Origin of the sequence: Phycicoccus sp. 3266 (assembly GCF_031456495.1) — a bacterium.
Taxonomy (GTDB): domain Bacteria; phylum Actinomycetota; class Actinomycetes; order Actinomycetales; family Dermatophilaceae; genus Pedococcus.
Window position 1 is genome coordinate 509,552 of the sequence record NZ_JAVDUW010000001.1, and the last position, 18,046, is coordinate 527,597.

The following is an 18,046-nucleotide window of genomic DNA, read 5'->3' on the forward strand; positions in this document are numbered from 1 at the left end:
GCCTCGTGGGTCAGAAGCGGGCGGGCTCCCGGTAGACGCCCCACTCGTCGCGCAGCGCGTCGCAGATCTCGCCGAGGGTGGCCTCGGCCCGCACGGCGTCGAGCATGGCGGGGACCATGTTCCCGGTGGTGCGGCTGACCTCGACCATGCGGGCGACGGCGGCGGTGACGGCGGCCTCGTCGCGCCCGGCCCTGCGGTCGGCGAGGATGGCGACCTGCTCGCGCTCGACCTCGTGGCTGACGCGCAGGATCTCGAGCTCGTGGCTGACGCTGCCGGTGTGGGTGTTGACGCCGACGACCTTCTTGTCGCCCTTCTCGAGCGCGACCTGGTACTGGAAGGCGGCCTCGGCGATCTCGCTCATGAACCAGCCCTCCTCGATGCCGCGCAGGATGCCCTTGGTCATCGGCCACCGGCCCACGTCGGCCTGCCCGGCGTTCTCGCGCATGACTGCCGCGAGCTGCTCGGTGTCCTTGGAGGTCAGGTCGCTGCCGCCGAGGCTGAGGATGCGGTCGAAGATCTTCTCGGCCTCGGCCTCGATCCGGTCGGTGAGCGCCTCGACGTACCAGCTGCCGCCGAGCGGGTCGGCGACGTTGGTCACGCCGGTCTCGTCCATGATCACCTGCTGCGTGCGCAGGGCGATCTCCGCCGCCTGCTCGGTCGGCAGGGCGAGGGTCTCGTCGAGGGCGTTGGTGTGCAGGCTGTTGGTGCCGCCGAGGACCGCCGCGAGCGCCTCGACGGCGGTGCGGACGACGTTGTTGTACGGCTGCTGGGCGGTGAGCGAGACGCCGGCGGTCTGGGTGTGGAACCGCAGCCACTGGGCCTTGTCGGTTGTGGCGCCGTAGACGTCGCGCATCCACCGGGCCCAGATGCGGCGGGCGGCGCGGAACTTGGCGACCTCCTCGAAGAAGTCGACGTGGCTGTCGAAGAAGAACGACAGGCCGGGCGCGAAGGTCTCGATGTCGAGGCCGCGGGACAGGCCGAGCTCGACGTAGCCGAAGCCGTCGGCGAGGGTGAACGCGAGCTCCTGCGCGGCCGTCGAGCCGGCCTCGCGGATGTGGTACCCGGAGACCGACAGCGGCTTGTACGCGGGGATGTTCTCCGCGCAGTACTCCATGAGGTCGCCGATCAGGCGCAGGTGCGGCTCCGGCGCGAAGAGCCACTCCTTCTGGGCGATGTACTCCTTGAAGATGTCGGTTTGCAGGGTGCCGTTGAGGACGCCGAGGTCGACGCCCTGGCGCTCTGCCGCGACGAGGTACATGCAGAAGACGGGCACGGCCGGCCCGCTGATGGTCATCGACGTGGTGATGTCCTCGAGCGGCAGCTCGTGGAACAGCACCTCCATGTCCTTGGCCGAGTCGATCGCCACGCCGCAGTGGCCGACCTCGCCGAGGCTCATCGGGTCGTCGGAGTCGCGGCCCATCAGGGTGGGCATGTCGAACGCGACGGACAGGCCGCCACCCCCGCGCTCGAGGATCATCTTGTAGCGCTCGTTGGTCTGCACCGCGTTGCCGAACCCGGCGAACTGCCGGATCGTCCACGTGCGGCCGCGGTAGCCCGTCGGGTACAGGCCGCGCGTGAACGGGAACTCCCCCGGCCACCCGATCGACTCGGGCACCTCGGAGCCGTCGGCCGGGCCGTACACCGGGTCGACCTGCATCCCGGACAGCGTCGTGAAGTCGGCGTCACGCACCTGGCCCTTGGCCTGCGCGGCGTCGTAGCGGGCCTGCCAGCGGGCGGCCCCGGACTGCTCGGGAGTGGTCTGCGTCATACCCCGCAATTTACTAGGACGTCCTAGTAACCACCAACACGGCCTCCCGCCGGCCCTTCAGGCGGCGTCCGCGTGCGGCTGGGGCCCCCGCGAAACGGCAGTTGCGTGCACGAAACGGGACTTCGTCGGTCCCGTTTCACGTCCGCAACTGCCGTTGTGCGAGGCGTATGCCGGGGGGCTGGGTCAGGCGTCGAAGTCGTGGGCGCCGACGCGGACCTTGCGCAGGAGCTCGAAGAGCTGCTCGTGCTCGGCGGCGCTGAGCATGCCGAGGCCGAACCGCATGCCGACGAGGTCGGCCGTGGCCGCCTCCATGGCGTCCCGCCCGGCCGGCGTGATCACCGCGAGCGTGCCGCGCCCGTCGTCGGGGTTGGGCACCCGCTCGACGAATCCCTGGGCGTGCAGCCGCTGGACGATGTTCGTCGCGCTCGTCGGGTGGACCATGAGCCGCTGGCCGATCTTGCTCATCCCCAGACGCCCGTCCCGGCTGAACGCGAGGAGCACCAGCGCCTCGTACCGCGCGAAGCTGAGCCCGTGCCGGGCGCAGATCGCGTCGTAGTCGGTGATGAGCAGCTGCTGCACGCGCATGATCGACGTGGCGCTCGCCATCGCGACGGGCTGGGACGACCGTCCCCAGCGACGTGTCCACAGCTGCGCCGCCCGGGTGATCGGGTCGAACGGCAGGCGGATCGGCTTGGGCACGGTTCGCAAGGGTAGTGCGATGGTCAGCGCGGCAGGCGGACCGTCTCACACCGTCCGTCGTCGAGTCGCAGCTCGCCGTCCGCCTCCTCGGCGGCCTCCGGGTCGTTGGTCGCCATGACCACGATGGCGCCGCGCTCCGCCTCGGCCCGCAGCAGCCGCAGGACCCGCTCGCGGTTGTCGTGGTCGAGCTCGCTCGTGGGCTCGTCGGCGAGGACCACCCGCCCCCGGAGGGCGAGCCCTCGCGCGACCGCCACCCGCTGCTGCTGGCCGCCGCTCAGCTCCTCGGCGAGGTGGCTGCCGGACTCCTCGAGGCCCACCGCGGTGAGCGCCTCCTGCGCCCGACGGCGCGCCTCGTCCGCCGGGACCCCCTTGGCGAGCAGCGGCAGCGCGACGTTCTCGTGCGCCGTCAGGAGCAGGGCCAGGGCGCTCCCCTGCGGGATGACCTCGACGCCGAGCGCGGCCGCACCCGCGCGGTCGCCGACCACGTCCTCCCCCAGCCGCACGTCGCCCTCGGCCTGGACGGCCCCGGCGATGGCCCACAGCAGCGAGGACTTCCCGGCGCCGGAGTGGCCGGTCACCGCGAGGAACTCGCCCGAGTACGCCTCGAAGCTCGCCGAGTCGACGGCCACGGTGGACCCGTAGCGGACGGTCACCCCCGACACCTCGAGCGGCGGGACCTCGACGCGCTCGTCGAGGTCCACGGCGTGCAGCGACTCACCCATGCCGGCCACCTCCACCCTCGGGCACCAGCACCCAGGTGCCGTCCTCGGCGCGATGCACCCGAACTAGCGCGCCCGGAGGGAACGCAGCCACCGCCGCCGGCGGCAGGGGCAGCGAGCCGTCTGCCGCGACCACGGCGTACTCCTCGCCGGCCCGGCCCTCGCCGCCCACCCGGCCGTCGCGGATGGTCACGGTGCGCGGCAGCCGCGCGGCGACCTCGGGGTCGTGGGTGACGACGACGATGGTCGTGCCCCACTCGCGGTTGACGCGGTGCAGGGCGTCGAGGACGACGTCGCGCGAGGTGTGGTGCAGCTGGCTCGTGGGCTCGTCACCGAGCAGCAGCCCGGGCCGGCTGGCGAGTGCCACCGCGAGCGCGGCGAGCTGGAGCTGGCCCGGCGGCAGCGACGGCAGCGGCGCCGTGGCCTCGCGGTCGAGCCCGACGAGCTCGAGCACCTCGCCCACGGCCGGTACGTCGCGCCCCGCCTTGAGCGCCGAGCGCTGGGCGAACTCGACGTTCTGGCGAGCGGTGAGGTACGGCAGCAGGTTGCGCGCGGCGCCCTGGAGGACCAGGCCCACCTCGGCGGCCCGGAACGCGTCGAGCTCGGCCTCCGTCATGGTCGACAGCTCGTGCTCGCCGACGAGCACGCGACCCGCACTGGGACGCATGAGGCCGCCGAACAGGGTCAGCAGCGTCGACTTGCCCGCACCCGACGGGCCCAGGAGCCCGACGACCTCGCCGGGGTGGACGACGAGGTCCACGCCGGACAGCGCCGCGACGTCGTGCCCCTCGGCGCGGTAGATGTGCACCAGCCCGCGCGTCGAGACCTGCAGCCCGCGCCGGGCCGAGGTCTCCGCGCTCCGGTCGGTCGCCATCGCCGTCACAGGCTCTCCCTCACCCTCTGCAGGGTGATCCGCCGCCCCGCACCGCGGGCCGCGAGCCAGCCCACGACGACCAGGACGACCGCCCCGGCGACGGCGGCCGCCAGGACCACCCCGAGCGCCGGCGCCAGCTCGAGCGGGGGCACCGGTGTCGCGTCGTCGTCGAACAGCGGCAGCAGCGGCATGGCGAGCAGCGAGCTGACCGCGCCGCAGACGAGCCCCACGACCGACCCGATCGCGACGAGGATGACCTGCTCGCGGACCAGCGCCTGGCGCAGCACGGGCAGCCTGACCCCGGACATGTGGAGGGCGGCCATGTCGCGCGCCACCGTGCGCCAGCCGGTGACGGTCATGACGATGACGACGAGCGCGGCGAGCAGGATGCCCATGGCCCCCGTGAAGACCGCCAGCCGCAGTCCCTGCGCCGAGGCGGCGTCGTCGAGGCGCTGCTTGGACTCGGTGTACCGGTGGGTGCCGATGACGCCGATCGCCTGGGCGCCGAGCGACTGCGTCATGGCGGCGGCGTCGGCCGGGTCCCGGAGCCAGACCGAGAGCGTGCCGGTGTCCGCGAGCTGGCCGCCGAGCCGCGCGAGGGTCTCGTAGTCGACCAGCACTCCCTTGGCACCCAGCAGCGGGAGCGTGTCGACCTTCTGCGTCGAGGCGACCCGGATCGGCGCCCCGTTGAGACCGGCCGCGTCGAAGGACTCCGCCGTACCCCCCGGTGGCACGTCTCCCGCGAGCAGCCCCGGCAGGACGGCGGGCACGTCCGCGTGGGTGACGGTGACCGAGAAGCCGCTGTTGATGATGCTGAGGCCGAGCGAGTCCGGTCCGGCGCTGCTCAGCTCCATGCGGTCCGGGGTGTTGTCCGTCGGCGGCAGGTAGGGGTTCCACTGCGAGGGGTCGCCGAGCCGGAGCGACGTGCCGTCGACCCCGAGACCGGTGATCGTCAGCGTTCCCGTGACCTGCGACGCGAGTGGGTCGGTCTTGCGGAACTCGAGGCCGTCGAGCCTGCAGCCGTCCGGGCAGAGCAGCGGCGCGTCGAGGCGTGCCGAGCCCTTGCCCGACAGCGGGACCAGCGCGATGACACGGGTGAGCCGCTCGCCCTCGGCCGTCGTGACCGCGATGCGCAGCTCCGAGGGCTCGCCCAGCGGCGCGACCTTCACCGGCGGCCTCGGCTGGCCCGACTGCCCCGTCGGCGGGTCGATCGTCTTCACGGGCGGGGTCTGCAGGTCCCACGCGATCCGGCCGGTCACACGGTTCCCGCGGAGCTCGACGGTGGGCACGTCCGGCGGTGCCAGCGCGCCGGTCCGGTACGTGCCGCCCGGTGGCGCGAACGCCACCGAGTCGAGCGACCGGGAGACGACCGCCAGGGTGGCCGTGGAGCCTGCGTCGACGCGTCGGATGACGGCCACGGGCGTCGCACGCTGACCGGTCGGGTCCGCCTTGCGGACGGCGGCCAGCAGCGTGGCCGGGTTGCGGCTGTCGGTGACGAGCGTCATCGGTGCCCCGGAGAGCACCTCGGCACGCGCCTGCCAGTTCCGGTCGCCGACGGCCACGGCGTTGGCCGCGAAGACGGTGAGCGCCACCGCGACGCTCACGACCGTGACGACCTTGCGCGGGCCGGCCCGGCGCTCGAGGCCGAATGCCGTGAGGGCGTGGCCCACGCGTCCCCGCTGCTGGTTGCGGCGCCCGGCCGCCCTCGCCACGGGGACGACGACCCGGGTCGCGACCAGCCCCGCGGCGAGCGCGACGAGCGTCGGCGTCAGCAGGGCGAGGGGGCCCTCGAGGGTCCCGGTCGCGAGACCGACGATGCCGAAGACGGCGAGGGCGACGGCGAGGGCGTCCACGACGGTGACGGACCTCGACCGCTCCGGCGCGACCCGGCGCAGGAGCGAGGAGACCGTCAGCCGCTGCACCGGCCTGGCTGCGAGCCAGATGGCCACCCCACAGGCCACCGCTGCAACGACGAGCGCGGCGAGGGCCTGCCAGGGCACCTCGAACGGCACCCCGTCGGGGAGCACGAACCACCGGGCCACGCTCGTGAGCAGGAGGGCGAGGCCGAAGCCCAGCGGGAGGCCGAGCGCCGCGGTGAGGGCCAGCTCGCCCATCACGAGGCGACCGGCTCCCTCGCGGCTGCGCCCTCGCAGCCTGGCGAGGGCCACCTCGGGTCGCCGCTGCTCGACCGCCGCCTGCGCCACGAGCAGGAGGATCGCGGCTGCCAGCAGGCCGAGCTGCGCCATGAGGAGGGGCACGATGACCCGCAGGCGGGACTGGCCGACGCCGAGGCCGTCGATGATCCCGGGCAGCTCGGTGCTGACCAGCGCCCCGGGCACGCCGCCCGTCCGAGTCGTCCGGTCGGCGAGGACGCGCTGGATCTCGTCGAGGTTGTCCAGCGTGAACAGGTGGCGGTTGAGCGGCAGGCTGAGCGTCACCTGCGCCGTCCGCCACCTGGGGGTGAAGGTCTGCTCGGTCGTGACGAAGTCGTCGACGGCCGGGATGAGGTCCTGCCCGATGGACAGGAGGGTCCCGGACTTGCCGTCGAGCTGTTCGGTCAGCCAGTAGCGGGCGTCGGGCACCACCTCGTACGCACCCACGACGACGAGCTTGGCGAACGAAACCGGGCCGAGCGCCTCGGAACCGGGGACGGCCACGTCGAAGGTGTGGCCTATCGGCCACGTCCAGGCAGCGAGGTCCTTGGCCGACACCAGGATCTCGTCGGCCGCGGCCGGGCAGCGGCCCTGGGTGAGCCACAGGTGCTCGCAGCTGTCGTCGCGGGACAGGATCGTCACCGGTGAGGGCTTGAGGCCCTTGCGGGGGATGATCTCCAGCGGCTGGGACACCTGCCCGACACCGCCGGAGTAGAGGCGGGCCAGCGCGGGCTGGACGTTCCCCTCGAGGTCACGACTGCCGAAGTCGGGGTTCGCCGGGTTGCGGCCGGCTCGCACCACGAGAGCGGTGTCAGCCGGTGAGGCCTCCCCCACCGCCTGGCGCAGCTGCGCCTGGCCGAGGGCCCGCTGGTACAGCGGGGCGACGACGGCGCAGGTGGCGATGAGCGCGGACAGCAGGACGAGGACGAGCGCCTGCGCCCGGCGGTAGCGGATCGCCGCCCACATGCTGTCGTCGCCCTCCCCGGTGCCGAACGATCGAGTTCCCGCCCGACCCTAGGGGGACTTCCTGCAGCTGGGGGCTACGTTCCGGCAACGATTTGCGGGGCCCCACGGGGGCCGCGACGGATCGTCCGGCGGGCGGCTCAGCCTCGGCGCTCGATGGCGGCCTCGAGCCGCTCGAGCTTGCCGGTGAGCTCACCGGCATACCCCTCGCGGATGTCCGCCTTGAGCACGAGGCTGACGCGCGGGCCGAAGGCGGCCACGGCGTCGACCGCAGCCTTGACCACGGCCATGCACTCGTCCCACTCCCCCTCGACGGTCGTGAACATCGAGTCGGTGCGGTGCGGCAGGCCGGACTCGCGGACCACGGCGACGGCGGCGGCGACCGCCTCGCTCACGGAGCCGGCGGAGTCGGCGGCGACGGACGGGGCGACGGAGAAGGCGACGAGCATGAGCCCACCGTATGCCGCGTGGTCCGGGCGCGTGCGCCGGGTCGCCGCGTGCGACGGCGACCCGGCGGCGCGGAACAGCCCGTCAGTCGTCGAGGTGGCGCTGGTAGGACATCAGCACCTCGACCTTGCGGAAGCCCAGCTCGACGTTGACGCCGACCATGTGGGCGTTCTGCTCCGCGTTGCAGGTCTGGATCCGCTTGGCCTGCGGCGCGAACCGGGCCAGCTCCTGCAGGCCGCGGACCTTGACCGCCAGGCCGAGCCGGTGGCCGCGGTGCTCGCGGCGCACGAGCGTGCCCCACTGCATGACCTCCTCGGGGTCGTCGGCGCTGACGACAAGGTCGTTGTAGCCGACGACGACGGCTTGGGGGGCGATGGCGACGGTGTGGACCATGGTGCGCCCCTGCCTCTCCAGCCGGCCGAGCTCCTCGGCGTAGGTCTCGGGGCTCAGCGCCTCCTCCTCGAACTCGATCTCACCGGTCGGTGCGTCCACGGCGAGCTGGTTCCAGCAGGCGCAGTACGACTCGCGCAGCTCCTCGGGCAGGCCGCCGACGAACGACTCGATGCGGTAGCCCTCGTGGTGGGTGGCGGCCTCCGCCGCGAGCGCGGACAGGCGCGCGGGGTCGAGGGGAAGGTCCAGGATCCGGCGCACCTCCGTGTTCGCGTACGAGTAGCCGTGCCGCTGGGCGAACCGGACGTAGCCGTGGTCCTCGCGCTGGTCGTCGGGGACGTTGACCTCGACGAGCACCGTCCGCCGGCCCTCCTCCCGCGTCCGCTCGGCGATGCGGTCGGCGAGGGCGCTGCCGACCCCACGGCCGCGCCAAGCCGGATCGACGTCGACCTCGGCCCAGGTGAACTGGGTGTTGTCCAGCAGCGGGAACCACAGCAGCGCGAACCCGGCGAGGTGGCCGTCGACCAGGGCGACGTACGGCTCGGCCCGTTCCACCGTGTTCTCCGAGCGCAGCTGGACGGCCATCTCCCGCACCGACCAGGTCTTGGCCCAGGGCCGCTCGTGCAGGCAGGACGCCTGGCGCGCGGCGTGGGCGGCGGCGAGCTCGGCGTCGTCCGCGAGGTCGAGCAGGCGCACGACGACGTCCGTCCCGGGGCCGTCGGCGGTGCCGGGGCCGGGGACGGTCGAGGACGCCGTGCGGGGCGTTGTCGTCGTGGCCATGCCTCGAGTGTCAGACCGCGATCCCCTGTGCGGCAACGGGTTTTCGCCCCTGCAGGTCGATGCGCCACGCGTCCCACCGCACCGTCTTGGGGGAGCCCGGGGCTCGTCAGCGGGCGGTGAGGGTAGCGAGGTGGGCGTGGACGAGGGCGACCGTGGCGGCCCCCTCGCCGCTGGCCGACGCGACGCGCTTCATCGACCCCGCGCGGAGGTCGCCCGCGGCATACACCCCGGGGACGGTGGTTTCCAGCGCTGCCGGCGGACGCCCACTGGTCCAGCGGTCCATCGGCACCTCGCGGCCGGTGTAGACGAAGCCGCGCTCGTCCCGGGCCACGACCTCGGGCAGCCAGTCGCTGCACGGGTCCGCGCCCAGCAGCAGGAAGAGGCCACCGGCCTCGAGCCGCTCGCGCCCGTCCGGGCCCTCGAGCTCGAGCCACTCCAGGTGCGTCTCCCCGCCGCCGTCGACGACCCGCGTCCCGGTGCGCACCGTGATGGGCGGTGTGGCGGCGATCTCGCGCACGAGGTAGTCCGACATCGTCTCGGCGAGGTTGTCACGGCGCACGACGATGGTGACGCTGCTGGCGTACCGGGCGAGGTAGACCGCGGCCTGACCGGCGGAGTTGCCGCCACCGACGACGAAGACCGGCCGGCCCTCCATCTCGCGCGTCGCGCTCGTCGCGGCGCCGTAGTAGACGCCGAGGCCGACGAGCTCCTCGAGCGACTCGATACCGATCCGGCGGTACTGCACGCCCGTGGCGACGAGCACCGCCCGCGCGCGCAGCGAGCCGCCGTCGGTGTGGACGACGTGCGGCTCGCCGGGGGCGGCTGCGGGCTCGATCGACTCCGCGGGCACACCGGTGTAGATGCGCGCACCGAACCGGGTGGCCTGGAACCGGGCGCGCTGCGCCAGCCGCATGCCGGAGATGCCGCGCGGGAAGCCGAGGTAGTTGCGGATCAGGGAGCTGGTCCCGGCCTGGCCGCCGACGGCCTCCGCCTCGAGCACGACGGTGTCCAGGCCCTCGGAGGCGCCGTAGACGGCAGCCGCGAGACCGGCCGGCCCGGAGCCGACGATGACGAGGTCGACGATGCCGTCGGTGTCCACCGGCTGGGGCGAGCCGTAGACCAGGCGGGCCACCTGCTGCGCGGTGGCCGCCTCGAGGACCGCGCCACCGATGACGCCCGACGTCACGACGGGGTATGCCGGTGCGGCGCCGCCCTGCACCGACGGCAGGCCCGCGAGCACCTCACGGGAGGCGGCGTCGTCGGGCGAGTACAGCCGGTGCGGGATGCCCATCCGGTCGAGGAAGTCGCGGATGCGCGAGGTCTCCGCCGTGCCGGCGCCGTCGATGATCCGCACGCCCTCGACCTCGGGCGTCGACGCCGTCCACCCCCAGTCCGAGAGGTACTCGGTGACGGCGGTGTGGAACTCCTCGTCCCGCGCGCCCTGCGGGATGAGCAGGTAGGTGTCGAACTTGCCGCGGGCCAGCGACTCGCGCAGCTTGGGCAGCGACAGGCCGTACGCGTCGCGGGTGGTCAGGCAGATGCGGCGGGCGGTCGGGAGCATGCGGTGCAGCTCGGCCAGCAGCCGCAGGCCGCTGTCGATCCCGGGCACCTGCCACCCCACGCCGAGCAGGGCGACCGGCTGACCCGCCCCCTGCATCCGGGCGGCGGCCGCGCGCGCCTCCTCGGCGCTCTCGACGCAGACGACCTCGTAGTCCCGGGCGTAGCGCTGGAACTCGCTCGTGACGATCGGGCACTGCTCCGGCTCGACGGCCAGGAGCAGGGCAGGGCGTGGACGGGCCGGCTCGCTCATGGTGTCCCGCCTCCCGGGGTCATGCGGCCTCGCTAGACCTGCGAGTCCGAGTCGATCAGCCACGAGTCGCCCTTGCGGACGACGGTGAGCACATGGTTCTCCTTGATCTTCCCGCCGCTCTTGGGCTGGAAGGTCAGCTCGACGCGCACCTCGCCCGCCTGGGCGTCCGCCTGCGTCTTGCCGACGTCCACCTTCTCGATGGTCGACCAGAAGCCCTCGTAGCCGTCCCTGCCACCGGCCGATGCCTGCATCGTCGGCGTGAGCTCGGCCCACGTCTGGTCGCGCTTGTCGGCCTGGGTGACGTCCGCGTAGTAGGTCTTGATGAAGTCCGCGAGCGCCTTGTCGTCCTTGGCCGACGACGTCGTCGTGGTCGTCGTGGTCGACGGGGTGGTCGTCGTGCTGCTGGAGCTGCTGCTCGAGGAGCTGGACGAGGACGAGGACGAGGAGGACGACGGGGTCTCGGTCTTGGCCGGGGCGGTCACCGTGGTCGTCGTCGGCGTCTGCGGGGTGTTGCTCCCGAACCCGTCGGTCACCGCGTACAGGACGCCCAGCAGCAGCGCGACGGCGGCGAGGATGCCCACCAGCCAGAGCAGCGCCTTGTTCCCGCCCCCGTCACGGTCGTCGCGGGGGCCGCGCGGTCCCGCCGGCGGGACCGGGCCGGCCGGGTACGGCTCGGGCTCCGCGGCATACGGTGCGGCGACGGGGGCCTGGTCCATCCGCTGGGTGCCCTCGACCGGCTCGGCGATCAGCTCGGTGGCTGCGGCCCCGGCACCCACGGCAGCGGCGGCCCCGGGGATAGCGCCGGCGGGCAGGGCCAGGGTGGTGTCGCCGTCCGCGACCCGGCGCAGCCGCTCGCTGGCGGTGCCCATGTCCCAGCGGCGGGAGGGGTCGTGCTCCATCATCGCGGTGATGGCGCCCGCCAGCGGTCCGGCGTGCTCCATCGGGCGGGCCTCGCCGTTGGCGATCGCCTGCAGCGTCGCGAGCGGGTTGGCGTTCGGCTCGTACGGCGGCTGGCCCTCCACCGCGTAGTAGAGCGTGGCACCCAGGGCCCACACGTCGGAAGCGGCGGTCGGGTCGCCGCCGCGGGCCAGCTCGGGCGAGAGGTAGCCCGGGGTGCCGGTCATGAAGCCGGTCTGGGTGAGCTGGTCGTCTGCGTGCGCGCGGGCGATGCCGAAGTCGCTGATCTTGGGGGTGCCGGAGCCGTCCATCAGGATGTTGCCGGGCTTGATGTCGCGGTGCACGATGCCGCGCTCGTGGGCCCGGGCCAGCGCGCCGGCGACGGCCGCGCCGATGCCGGCGACCGTGGTGGCCGGCAGGGCGCCCTCGTCGCGGATCTGCTCCGCGAGGCTCTGCCCCTGGACGTACTCCATGACCAGCCAGTGGCTGTCGTCCTGGTCGACGACGTCGAAAACCCCCACCGCGTTGGGGTGGTTCAGCGACGCGGCGATCCGCGCCTCGCGCATGGCCCGCGCCTGCGCCGCCGGGTCACCCGGCAGTGAACCGATCTGCTTGACCGCGACCTCGCGGCCGAGGACGGTGTCACGGCACAGCCACACGGTGCCCATGCCACCGCTGCCGATGGCACGCAGCACCTCGTAGCGTCCGGCGATCACCTGGAGCGGCACAGGGTTCCTTTCCGTCGGGTCCGGGGATCACCCTATTGCCCGCGGCGCCGTCGTCCACACCTCGGTCCGGGCGGTCACCCCAGCGCGGCGACGACCTGGTCGGCTGCGGTGTACGGGTCGGTGCGGCCCTCGACGACCGCGGCGGCGAGCTCGTCCACGCCGTTGCCGTGGCGCAGGTCGCCCATCTTCTCGCGCAGGGACTTGATCGCGATCGACTCGATCTCGTCACCGGCGCGGCGGATCCGGCGCCGGCGCAGCGTGCCGTTGCCCTCCATCCAGGACCGGTGCTTCTCGATGGCCTCGACCACCTCGTCGACGCCCTGCCCCTGCGCCGCCACGGTCTTGACGACCGGCGGCCGCCACAGACCGGGCTCCGTGCGGTCGCCGAGGCTGATCATGTGCCGGATGTCGCGCACGGTGGCGTCGGCGCCCTCGCGGTCGGCCTTGTTCACGACGAAGACGTCGCCGATCTCGAGGATGCCCGCCTTGGCGGCCTGGATGCCGTCGCCCATGCCCGGCGCGAGCAGCACGATCGTCGTGTCGGCCAGGCCCGCGATCTCCACCTCGGACTGCCCCACGCCGACGGTCTCGACCAGCACCACGTCGCAGCCGGCGGCGTCGAGCACCCGCAGCGCCTGCGGGGTCGTCCAGGACAGGCCACCGAGGTGGCCGCGGCTGGCCATCGAGCGGATGTAGACCTGCGGGTCCAGGGCGTGGTCCTGCATGCGCACGCGGTCACCGAGGAGCGCGCCGCCGGAGAACGGCGACGAGGGGTCCACGGCCAGGATCCCGACCCGCTTGCCCTGCTCGCGGTATGCCGTGACCAGCGCGTTGGTCGACGTGGACTTCCCGACGCCCGGGCTGCCCGTGATGCCGATGACGTGCGCGTTCCCCGTGTGGGGGGTCAGCGCCGCCATCACCTCGCGCAGCGCGGGGTGGGCGTCCTCGACGAGCGAGATGAGGCGGGCGACGGCCCGGGGCGAACCTGCCCTGGCCGACTCGACCAGGGCAGGGACGTCGACGGTGCGGGGAGCCAAGCGGTGTCCTCCGTGCGGGAGCGGTGTCGGGCCGGTGGGAGCCGGCTCAGGCCTGCGGGACGCGGATCACGAGGGCGTCGCCCTGGCCGCCACCGCCGCAGAGGGCGGCCGCGCCGACGCCGCCACCGCGGCGCTTGAGCTCGAGCGCGAGGTGCAGGGCGATGCGGGCGCCGGACATCCCGATGGGGTGGCCGAGGGCGATCGCCCCGCCGTTGACGTTGACCTTGTCGAGGTCGATGCCGAGCTCCTTGGCGGACGCGAGGCCGACCGCGGCGAACGCCTCGTTGATCTCGACCAGGTCGAGGTCGGCGGGCGTGATGCCCTCCTTCTCGCAGGCCTTGACGATCGCGCGGGCGGGCTGCTGCTGGAGCGTGGAGTCCGGGCCGGCGACGACGCCGTGGGCACCGATCTCGGCGAGCCAGGTCAGACCCAGCTCCTGCGCCTTGGCCTTGCTCATGACGACGACCGCGGCCGCCCCGTCGCTGATCTGCGAGGCGGTGCCGGCGGTGATGGTGCCGTCCTTGCTGAACGCCGGGCGCAGCCTGCCGAGGGTCTCGGGCGTGGTGTCGGCGCGGATGCCCTCGTCGGTCTTGAACTCGATCGGGTCGCCCTTGCGCTGCGGGATCGAGACCGGGACGACCTCGTCGTCGAAGAGGCCGTCCTTCCAGGCGCGGGCGGCGAGCTGGTGGCTGCGGGCGCCGAACTCGTCCTGCTGCTCACGGGTGAACTGCTGCTGGCCGGTGTTCGCCTGCTCGGTCAGCAGGCCCATCGCCTGGTCGGTGAAGGCGTCCCAGAGGCCGTCGAAGGCCATGTGGTCGCGCATCGTCACGTCGCCGTACTTGTAGCCCTCGCGGGACTTCTCCATCAGGTGCGGCGCGTTGGTCATCGACTCCTGGCCGCCCGCGACCACGACCTCGAACTCGCCGGCGCGGATGAGCTGGTCGGCCAGGGCGATCGCGTCGATGCCGGACAGGCAGACCTTGTTGATGGTCAGGGCCGGGACGGTCATGGGGATGCCGGCCTTCGCGGCGGCCTGGCGGGCGGGGATCTGCCCGGCGCCGGCCTGCAGGACCTGGCCCATGATCACGTAGTCGACCTGCTCGGGCGCGACGCCCGACTTCTCGAGGGCGCCCTTGATGGCGACGGCGCCGAGGTCGGCCCCGGAGAAGTCCTTGAGCGAGCCGAGCAGCCGGCCCATGGGGGTGCGGGCACCCGCGACGATCACCGACACCGTGCGGTCAGGCGAAGTTGTCATGACGAAAGGCCTCCAGCGCCGTTGGGGATCAACCTCCGGCCACTCTAGTGCGGCCACCTCGGGGCGGGACCGCCCGGTCGGGTGGCGCTGACCACACCCCGGCGGCTACTTGAGCGTGCCCTGCGAGAGGGAGCCCTGGAGCTGGCGCTGGGAGAAGATGTAGACCACGAGGACGGGGACGATCGTGATGACGACCGCCGCGAAGAGCTGGCCGAAGTCCACGGCATACCCCGCCTGGGAGGCGAACCGCGCCATGCCCTGCGACAGCACGTAGTTGTCCTCGTTGGTGTTGAGGGCGACGGGCAGCAGGAACTGGTTCCACAGGCCGAGGAAGTTGAAGATCGCGATGGCGACGATGCCCGGCCGCGCCATCGGCAGCATGACCTGGGCGAAGGTGCGCCACTCCCCCGCGCCGTCGAGCTCGGCGGCCTCGGCGATCTCCTGCGGCAGCGCCCGGAAGAACGGGAAGAGGAAGAACACCGTGAACGGGAAGGCGAACGCGACGTAGGTGGCGATGAGGCCGGGCAGCGTGTTGAGCAGGCCGGTGTTCTTCAGGACGAAGAACAGCGGGACGATCGCCAGGAAGATCGGGAAGGTCAGGCCCGCGAGGATCAGGTAGTAGACGATGCCGCTGCCGGGGAACGGGTAGCGGGCGAGGGAGTATGCCGCGGCGGAGCCCAGCACCATGACGAGCACCAGGGCCGAGGTCACGACGATGACCGAGTTGAGCATGTACCGGCCGATGTGGGAGTCGTTCCACGCGCCGATGTAGTTGTCGAAGCTCCAGTGCTGCGGCAGCGCCAGCGGCGAGGAGAAGATCTCGCCGGTCGTCTTCCACGAGGAGAGGAAGACCCAGACCAGCGGCAGGATCACGATGATCGACCACAGCGTCAGCACGACGTGGGACACGACCGTGACCGTGCGGTCGCCCTTCGACAGCGGCGACGCGGTCGGGACGGCGGTGGCCTCGGGAGCCTCGGTGCGCGGGGTCCGCGGCGGGTTCGCGACGCTCATCAGCGGTCCTTCCCCTTGGTGAGTCGGTTGACGAGGAAGACGATCGCCGCGAAGAGCAGCGTCAGCACCGCGAGGACGACACCCATGGCGCTCGCCAGGCCGAACTGGCCCTTCTTGAACGCCGTGTTGAACAGGTCCTGGGTCATCGTCAGGGTGGAGTTCTGCGGGCCGCCGCTGGGGTTGAGGGCGGCCATGTAGACGAAGGCGTCGAGGGCGAGGATGCCGAGGTAGATGTAGGCCGTCTGCACGGTCTCGCGCACCATGGGGATCGTCACCATCATCGTCATCCGGAACCGGCCGGCCCCGTCGACCCGGGCGGCGTCGTAGAGCTCGGCCGGGATGCCCTTGATGGCGGCGATGAACAGCACCATGTAGAAGCCGACGAAGCCCCAGACGATGACGAACATGGTCACCGGCATCGCGGTGCTGACCTCGCCGAGCCAGGCGAAGGACTTGAAGTGGTCGAGGCCGACGCCGGTCAGCAGGCCGTTGACCAGGCCCGCGGACGGGTCGAACATCTGCGACCAGATGAGGCCGATGACGATGGCCGGGATCGTGTACGGGAAGAACGAGACGATCCGGTAGAACGACGAGCGCGACAGGCCCCGGACCGAGCCGGTGCTCGAGCCGCCGACGGTGACCATCGTCGCGAGCGCCAGCGACAGCGCGATGGTGGCCAGCGGCACGACGATCGCGAGCAGCAGGTTGTTGCGGACCGCCTTGAGGAAGATGTCGTCCTGCAGCAGTGCCTTGTAGTTGTTGATGCCGACGAACTGGAAGGTGTCGGAGAAGCCGCTCCAGTTGGTCAGGCTGTAGATGAACGCCTGGACGAACGGCCACAGTACGAACACGGCGTAGAACGCGAACGGCAGGCCGAGCGTCACCAGGACGAAGATCCGGCGGGACATCGGCATCCGTCGGCGCCGGCGCTTGGCGGCCGCGGCCACTGCCGTCGACGGGGCTGAGGGGACGACTGCGCTCATGGTGGCCTCTCGATCAGGTGGCGGTCAGGCGACGGCCCGGCCCGGCGTGGTCCCCCGAGGGGTCCCACGCCGGGCCGGGCGGGGCGTCACTTGACCTCGACCTTCTTGACCGACGGGTCGTTGGCGACCTTGTCGGTGATCTTCTGCAGCTGGCTGGTCAGCGCCTTGGCGTCGATCTGGCCGGCGAGGAAGGCGTTCCACGGCACGAGCATGTCCTGGTTCATGCCGTAGACGTCGACGAAGTTCCAGGTGAACACGTCGGAGCCCGCGCCCTTCAGCATCGCGCCCTGGGACTGCAGGGCGGTGGAGCCGAAGCCGTCCGCGGGGACCGTGTCCTTGACGATCGTCGGGGACAGCTTGGTCTTGGCGAAGTTGGTGGCAGCCTCCTTGGACAGCATGGTCCGCAGGAGCTCCTTGCCACCGGCGACGTTCTTGGCCTTGCTCGGCACGACGAACGGCTCACCGGCCGCGGAGTGCAGCGCGGTGTACGGCATCTTCGAGCCGGAGGTGAGGGTCATCTCCGGGGCGCCGGTCATCTTGAAGTCGGGCTTGGTCTGCTTCTTCATCTCGTTCTCGATCCACGAGCCCGAGGGGTAGAGCAGGGCGGCCTGGTCGTTCGACCACTGGGCCTGGGCGGCGGTGAACTGGGTGCCGCCACCACCGGGCTTCATGTAGCCCTTCTTGACGATGGTCTCCAGCGCCTTGAAGACGCCCTGCACGGCCGGCTTGGACCAGGCGTCGGGCTTGAGGTTCTCCAGCGCCAGGCGGACGTCGTCGCCACCCTCCTTGATCGCCGAGGCGATGGCGAGGGTCTGGTAGTAGGTCGCGGCCTCCTTGCCCCAGAGCATGAGGTACTTGCCCTTGGCCTTGGCCTTCTCGCCGAGCGCGATGGCCTCGTCCCACGTCTTCGGCGGGGTCCAGCCGTTCTGCTCGAACAGCGAGGCGGAGTACCAGATCGCGTAGACGGTCTGGACGTAGTTGATCGCGACGAGCTTGCCGTTGATCGTGCCGGGCGCCTCGACACCGGGGTACAGGGTGTCCTGGATGGTCGTGCCCTCGATGTTCTTGGCCGCGAACACGTCCTTGAGGTCCTCGAGCTGGTCGGCGATGGTGTTGAGGCCGATCGCGTTGGCGCCCGAGTTGTCGATGAGGTCCGGCGGGTTGCCGCCGACGAACCGCGGCTGCAGCTCCTGGGCGATCTGGGTCGACGGCTTGACCGTGACCTTGCTGCCCGACTGGTTCTTCTGCATGACGTCGGCCGCGAAGGTGACGTAGTCGTAGCCGTACCCGCCGTTGAAGATCACCGCCTCGACGGTGGACTTGTCGGCCATGCCGAACGGGTTCTTGTCGCTCTTGGTCCCGCCTGCGGCCGAGCTGCTGCTGGAGCTCCCCCCGCCACCGGTCGCGCACCCCGCCAGCGCGCCTGCCGCCGGCAGGGCCAGGCCTGCTGCGAAGGCCAGGCGCAGAATCGTGCGCCGCTCGACCTGCTCACCACGTAGATCCATCAGTTTCCCTACCTCCACGTATCG

The 18,046-nt window shown here is 72.2% G+C and carries 14 protein-coding genes; all 14 read right to left on the reverse strand.

The features are described 5' to 3' along the window. Window positions 1-10: 10 nt before the first annotated feature. Window positions 11-1,768, reverse strand: a complete 1,758-nt coding sequence (locus tag J2X64_RS02575; RefSeq protein WP_310149159.1) for a methylmalonyl-CoA mutase family protein — start codon at window positions 1,766-1,768, stop codon at window positions 11-13. Window positions 1,769-1,951: 183 nt separating this feature from the next. After that, entirely contained in the window at window positions 1,952-2,467 is a 516-nt protein-coding gene (locus J2X64_RS02580) for a MarR family transcriptional regulator (RefSeq protein WP_310149161.1), read from the reverse strand. A gap of 23 nt (window positions 2,468-2,490) precedes the next feature. Next, entirely contained in the window at window positions 2,491-3,189 is a 699-nt protein-coding gene (locus tag J2X64_RS02585) for an ATP-binding cassette domain-containing protein (RefSeq protein ID WP_310149164.1), read from the reverse strand. Then, a complete protein-coding gene (locus J2X64_RS02590; RefSeq protein WP_310149167.1) occupies window positions 3,182-4,060 on the reverse strand; it encodes an ATP-binding cassette domain-containing protein in 879 nt (292 codons plus the stop codon). The genes J2X64_RS02585 and J2X64_RS02590 overlap by 8 nt, the downstream gene beginning before the upstream one ends. 5 nt (window positions 4,061-4,065) lie before the next feature. Continuing rightward, window positions 4,066-7,179: an FtsX-like permease family protein gene (locus J2X64_RS02595; protein WP_310149170.1), complete on the reverse strand. Its 3,114-nt coding sequence runs from the start codon at window positions 7,177-7,179 to the stop codon at window positions 4,066-4,068. Window positions 7,180-7,316: 137 nt separating this feature from the next. After that, window positions 7,317-7,625, reverse strand: a complete 309-nt coding sequence (locus tag J2X64_RS02600; protein WP_310149173.1) for a thiamine-binding protein — start codon at window positions 7,623-7,625, stop codon at window positions 7,317-7,319. 82 nt (window positions 7,626-7,707) lie between these two features. After that, window positions 7,708-8,793, reverse strand: a complete 1,086-nt coding sequence (locus J2X64_RS02605) for a GNAT family N-acetyltransferase (RefSeq protein WP_310149176.1) — start codon at window positions 8,791-8,793, stop codon at window positions 7,708-7,710. Window positions 8,794-8,899: 106 nt separating this feature from the next. Beyond that, complete coding sequence (locus tag J2X64_RS02610) at window positions 8,900-10,603, reverse strand: FAD-dependent oxidoreductase (protein ID WP_310149178.1); 1,704 nt, start codon at window positions 10,601-10,603, stop codon at window positions 8,900-8,902. Window positions 10,604-10,635: 32 nt separating this feature from the next. Further along, entirely contained in the window at window positions 10,636-12,228 is a 1,593-nt protein-coding gene (locus tag J2X64_RS02615; protein ID WP_310149180.1) for a serine/threonine-protein kinase, read from the reverse strand. A 74-nt stretch (window positions 12,229-12,302) separates the two neighbouring features. Further along, window positions 12,303-13,265, reverse strand: a complete 963-nt coding sequence (gene meaB, locus J2X64_RS02620; RefSeq protein WP_310149184.1) for a methylmalonyl Co-A mutase-associated GTPase MeaB — start codon at window positions 13,263-13,265, stop codon at window positions 12,303-12,305. 46 nt (window positions 13,266-13,311) lie between these two features. Continuing rightward, window positions 13,312-14,520: an acetyl-CoA C-acetyltransferase gene (locus J2X64_RS02625; RefSeq protein WP_310149187.1), complete on the reverse strand. Its 1,209-nt coding sequence runs from the start codon at window positions 14,518-14,520 to the stop codon at window positions 13,312-13,314. 105 nt (window positions 14,521-14,625) lie between these two features. Further along, window positions 14,626-15,534, reverse strand: coding sequence for a carbohydrate ABC transporter permease (locus J2X64_RS02630; RefSeq protein WP_310149189.1), 909 nt, complete (start codon window positions 15,532-15,534; stop codon window positions 14,626-14,628). Further along, window positions 15,534-16,517 (reverse strand): sugar ABC transporter permease, encoded by a 984-nt coding sequence (locus J2X64_RS02635; protein ID WP_310149193.1) that lies wholly within the window; start codon window positions 16,515-16,517, stop codon window positions 15,534-15,536. The genes J2X64_RS02630 and J2X64_RS02635 overlap by 1 nt, the downstream gene beginning before the upstream one ends. Before the next feature lie 86 nt (window positions 16,518-16,603). Further along, window positions 16,604-18,022 carry an N-acetylglucosamine/diacetylchitobiose ABC transporter substrate-binding protein gene (gene ngcE, locus J2X64_RS02640; RefSeq protein WP_310149196.1) on the reverse strand — a complete coding sequence of 473 codons (1,419 nt, stop codon included), beginning with the start codon at window positions 18,020-18,022 and terminating at the stop codon, window positions 16,604-16,606. Between the last annotated feature and the right edge of the window lie 24 nt (window positions 18,023-18,046).

Excerpts from the sequence above, each read along its gene's own strand:
- J2X64_RS02595 (WP_310149170.1), bottom strand. The coding sequence starts at position 7,179 with ATGTGGGCGGCGATCCGCTACCGCCGGGCGCAGGCGCTCGTCCTCGTC.
- J2X64_RS02590 (WP_310149167.1), bottom strand. The coding sequence starts at position 4,060 with ATGGCGACCGACCGGAGCGCGGAGACCTCGGCCCGGCGCGGGCTGCAG.
- J2X64_RS02630 (WP_310149189.1), bottom strand. The coding sequence starts at position 15,534 with ATGAGCGTCGCGAACCCGCCGCGGACCCCGCGCACCGAGGCTCCCGAG.
- J2X64_RS02610 (WP_310149178.1), bottom strand. The coding sequence starts at position 10,603 with ATGAGCGAGCCGGCCCGTCCACGCCCTGCCCTGCTCCTGGCCGTCGAG.
- J2X64_RS02625 (WP_310149187.1), bottom strand. The coding sequence starts at position 14,520 with ATGACAACTTCGCCTGACCGCACGGTGTCGGTGATCGTCGCGGGTGCC.
- J2X64_RS02585 (WP_310149164.1), bottom strand. The coding sequence starts at position 3,189 with ATGGGTGAGTCGCTGCACGCCGTGGACCTCGACGAGCGCGTCGAGGTC.
- J2X64_RS02635 (WP_310149193.1), bottom strand. The coding sequence starts at position 16,517 with ATGAGCGCAGTCGTCCCCTCAGCCCCGTCGACGGCAGTGGCCGCGGCC.
- J2X64_RS02600 (WP_310149173.1), bottom strand. The coding sequence starts at position 7,625 with ATGCTCGTCGCCTTCTCCGTCGCCCCGTCCGTCGCCGCCGACTCCGCC.
- ngcE (WP_310149196.1), bottom strand. The coding sequence starts at position 18,022 with ATGGATCTACGTGGTGAGCAGGTCGAGCGGCGCACGATTCTGCGCCTG.
- J2X64_RS02605 (WP_310149176.1), bottom strand. The coding sequence starts at position 8,793 with ATGGCCACGACGACAACGCCCCGCACGGCGTCCTCGACCGTCCCCGGC.
- J2X64_RS02575 (WP_310149159.1), bottom strand. The coding sequence starts at position 1,768 with ATGACGCAGACCACTCCCGAGCAGTCCGGGGCCGCCCGCTGGCAGGCC.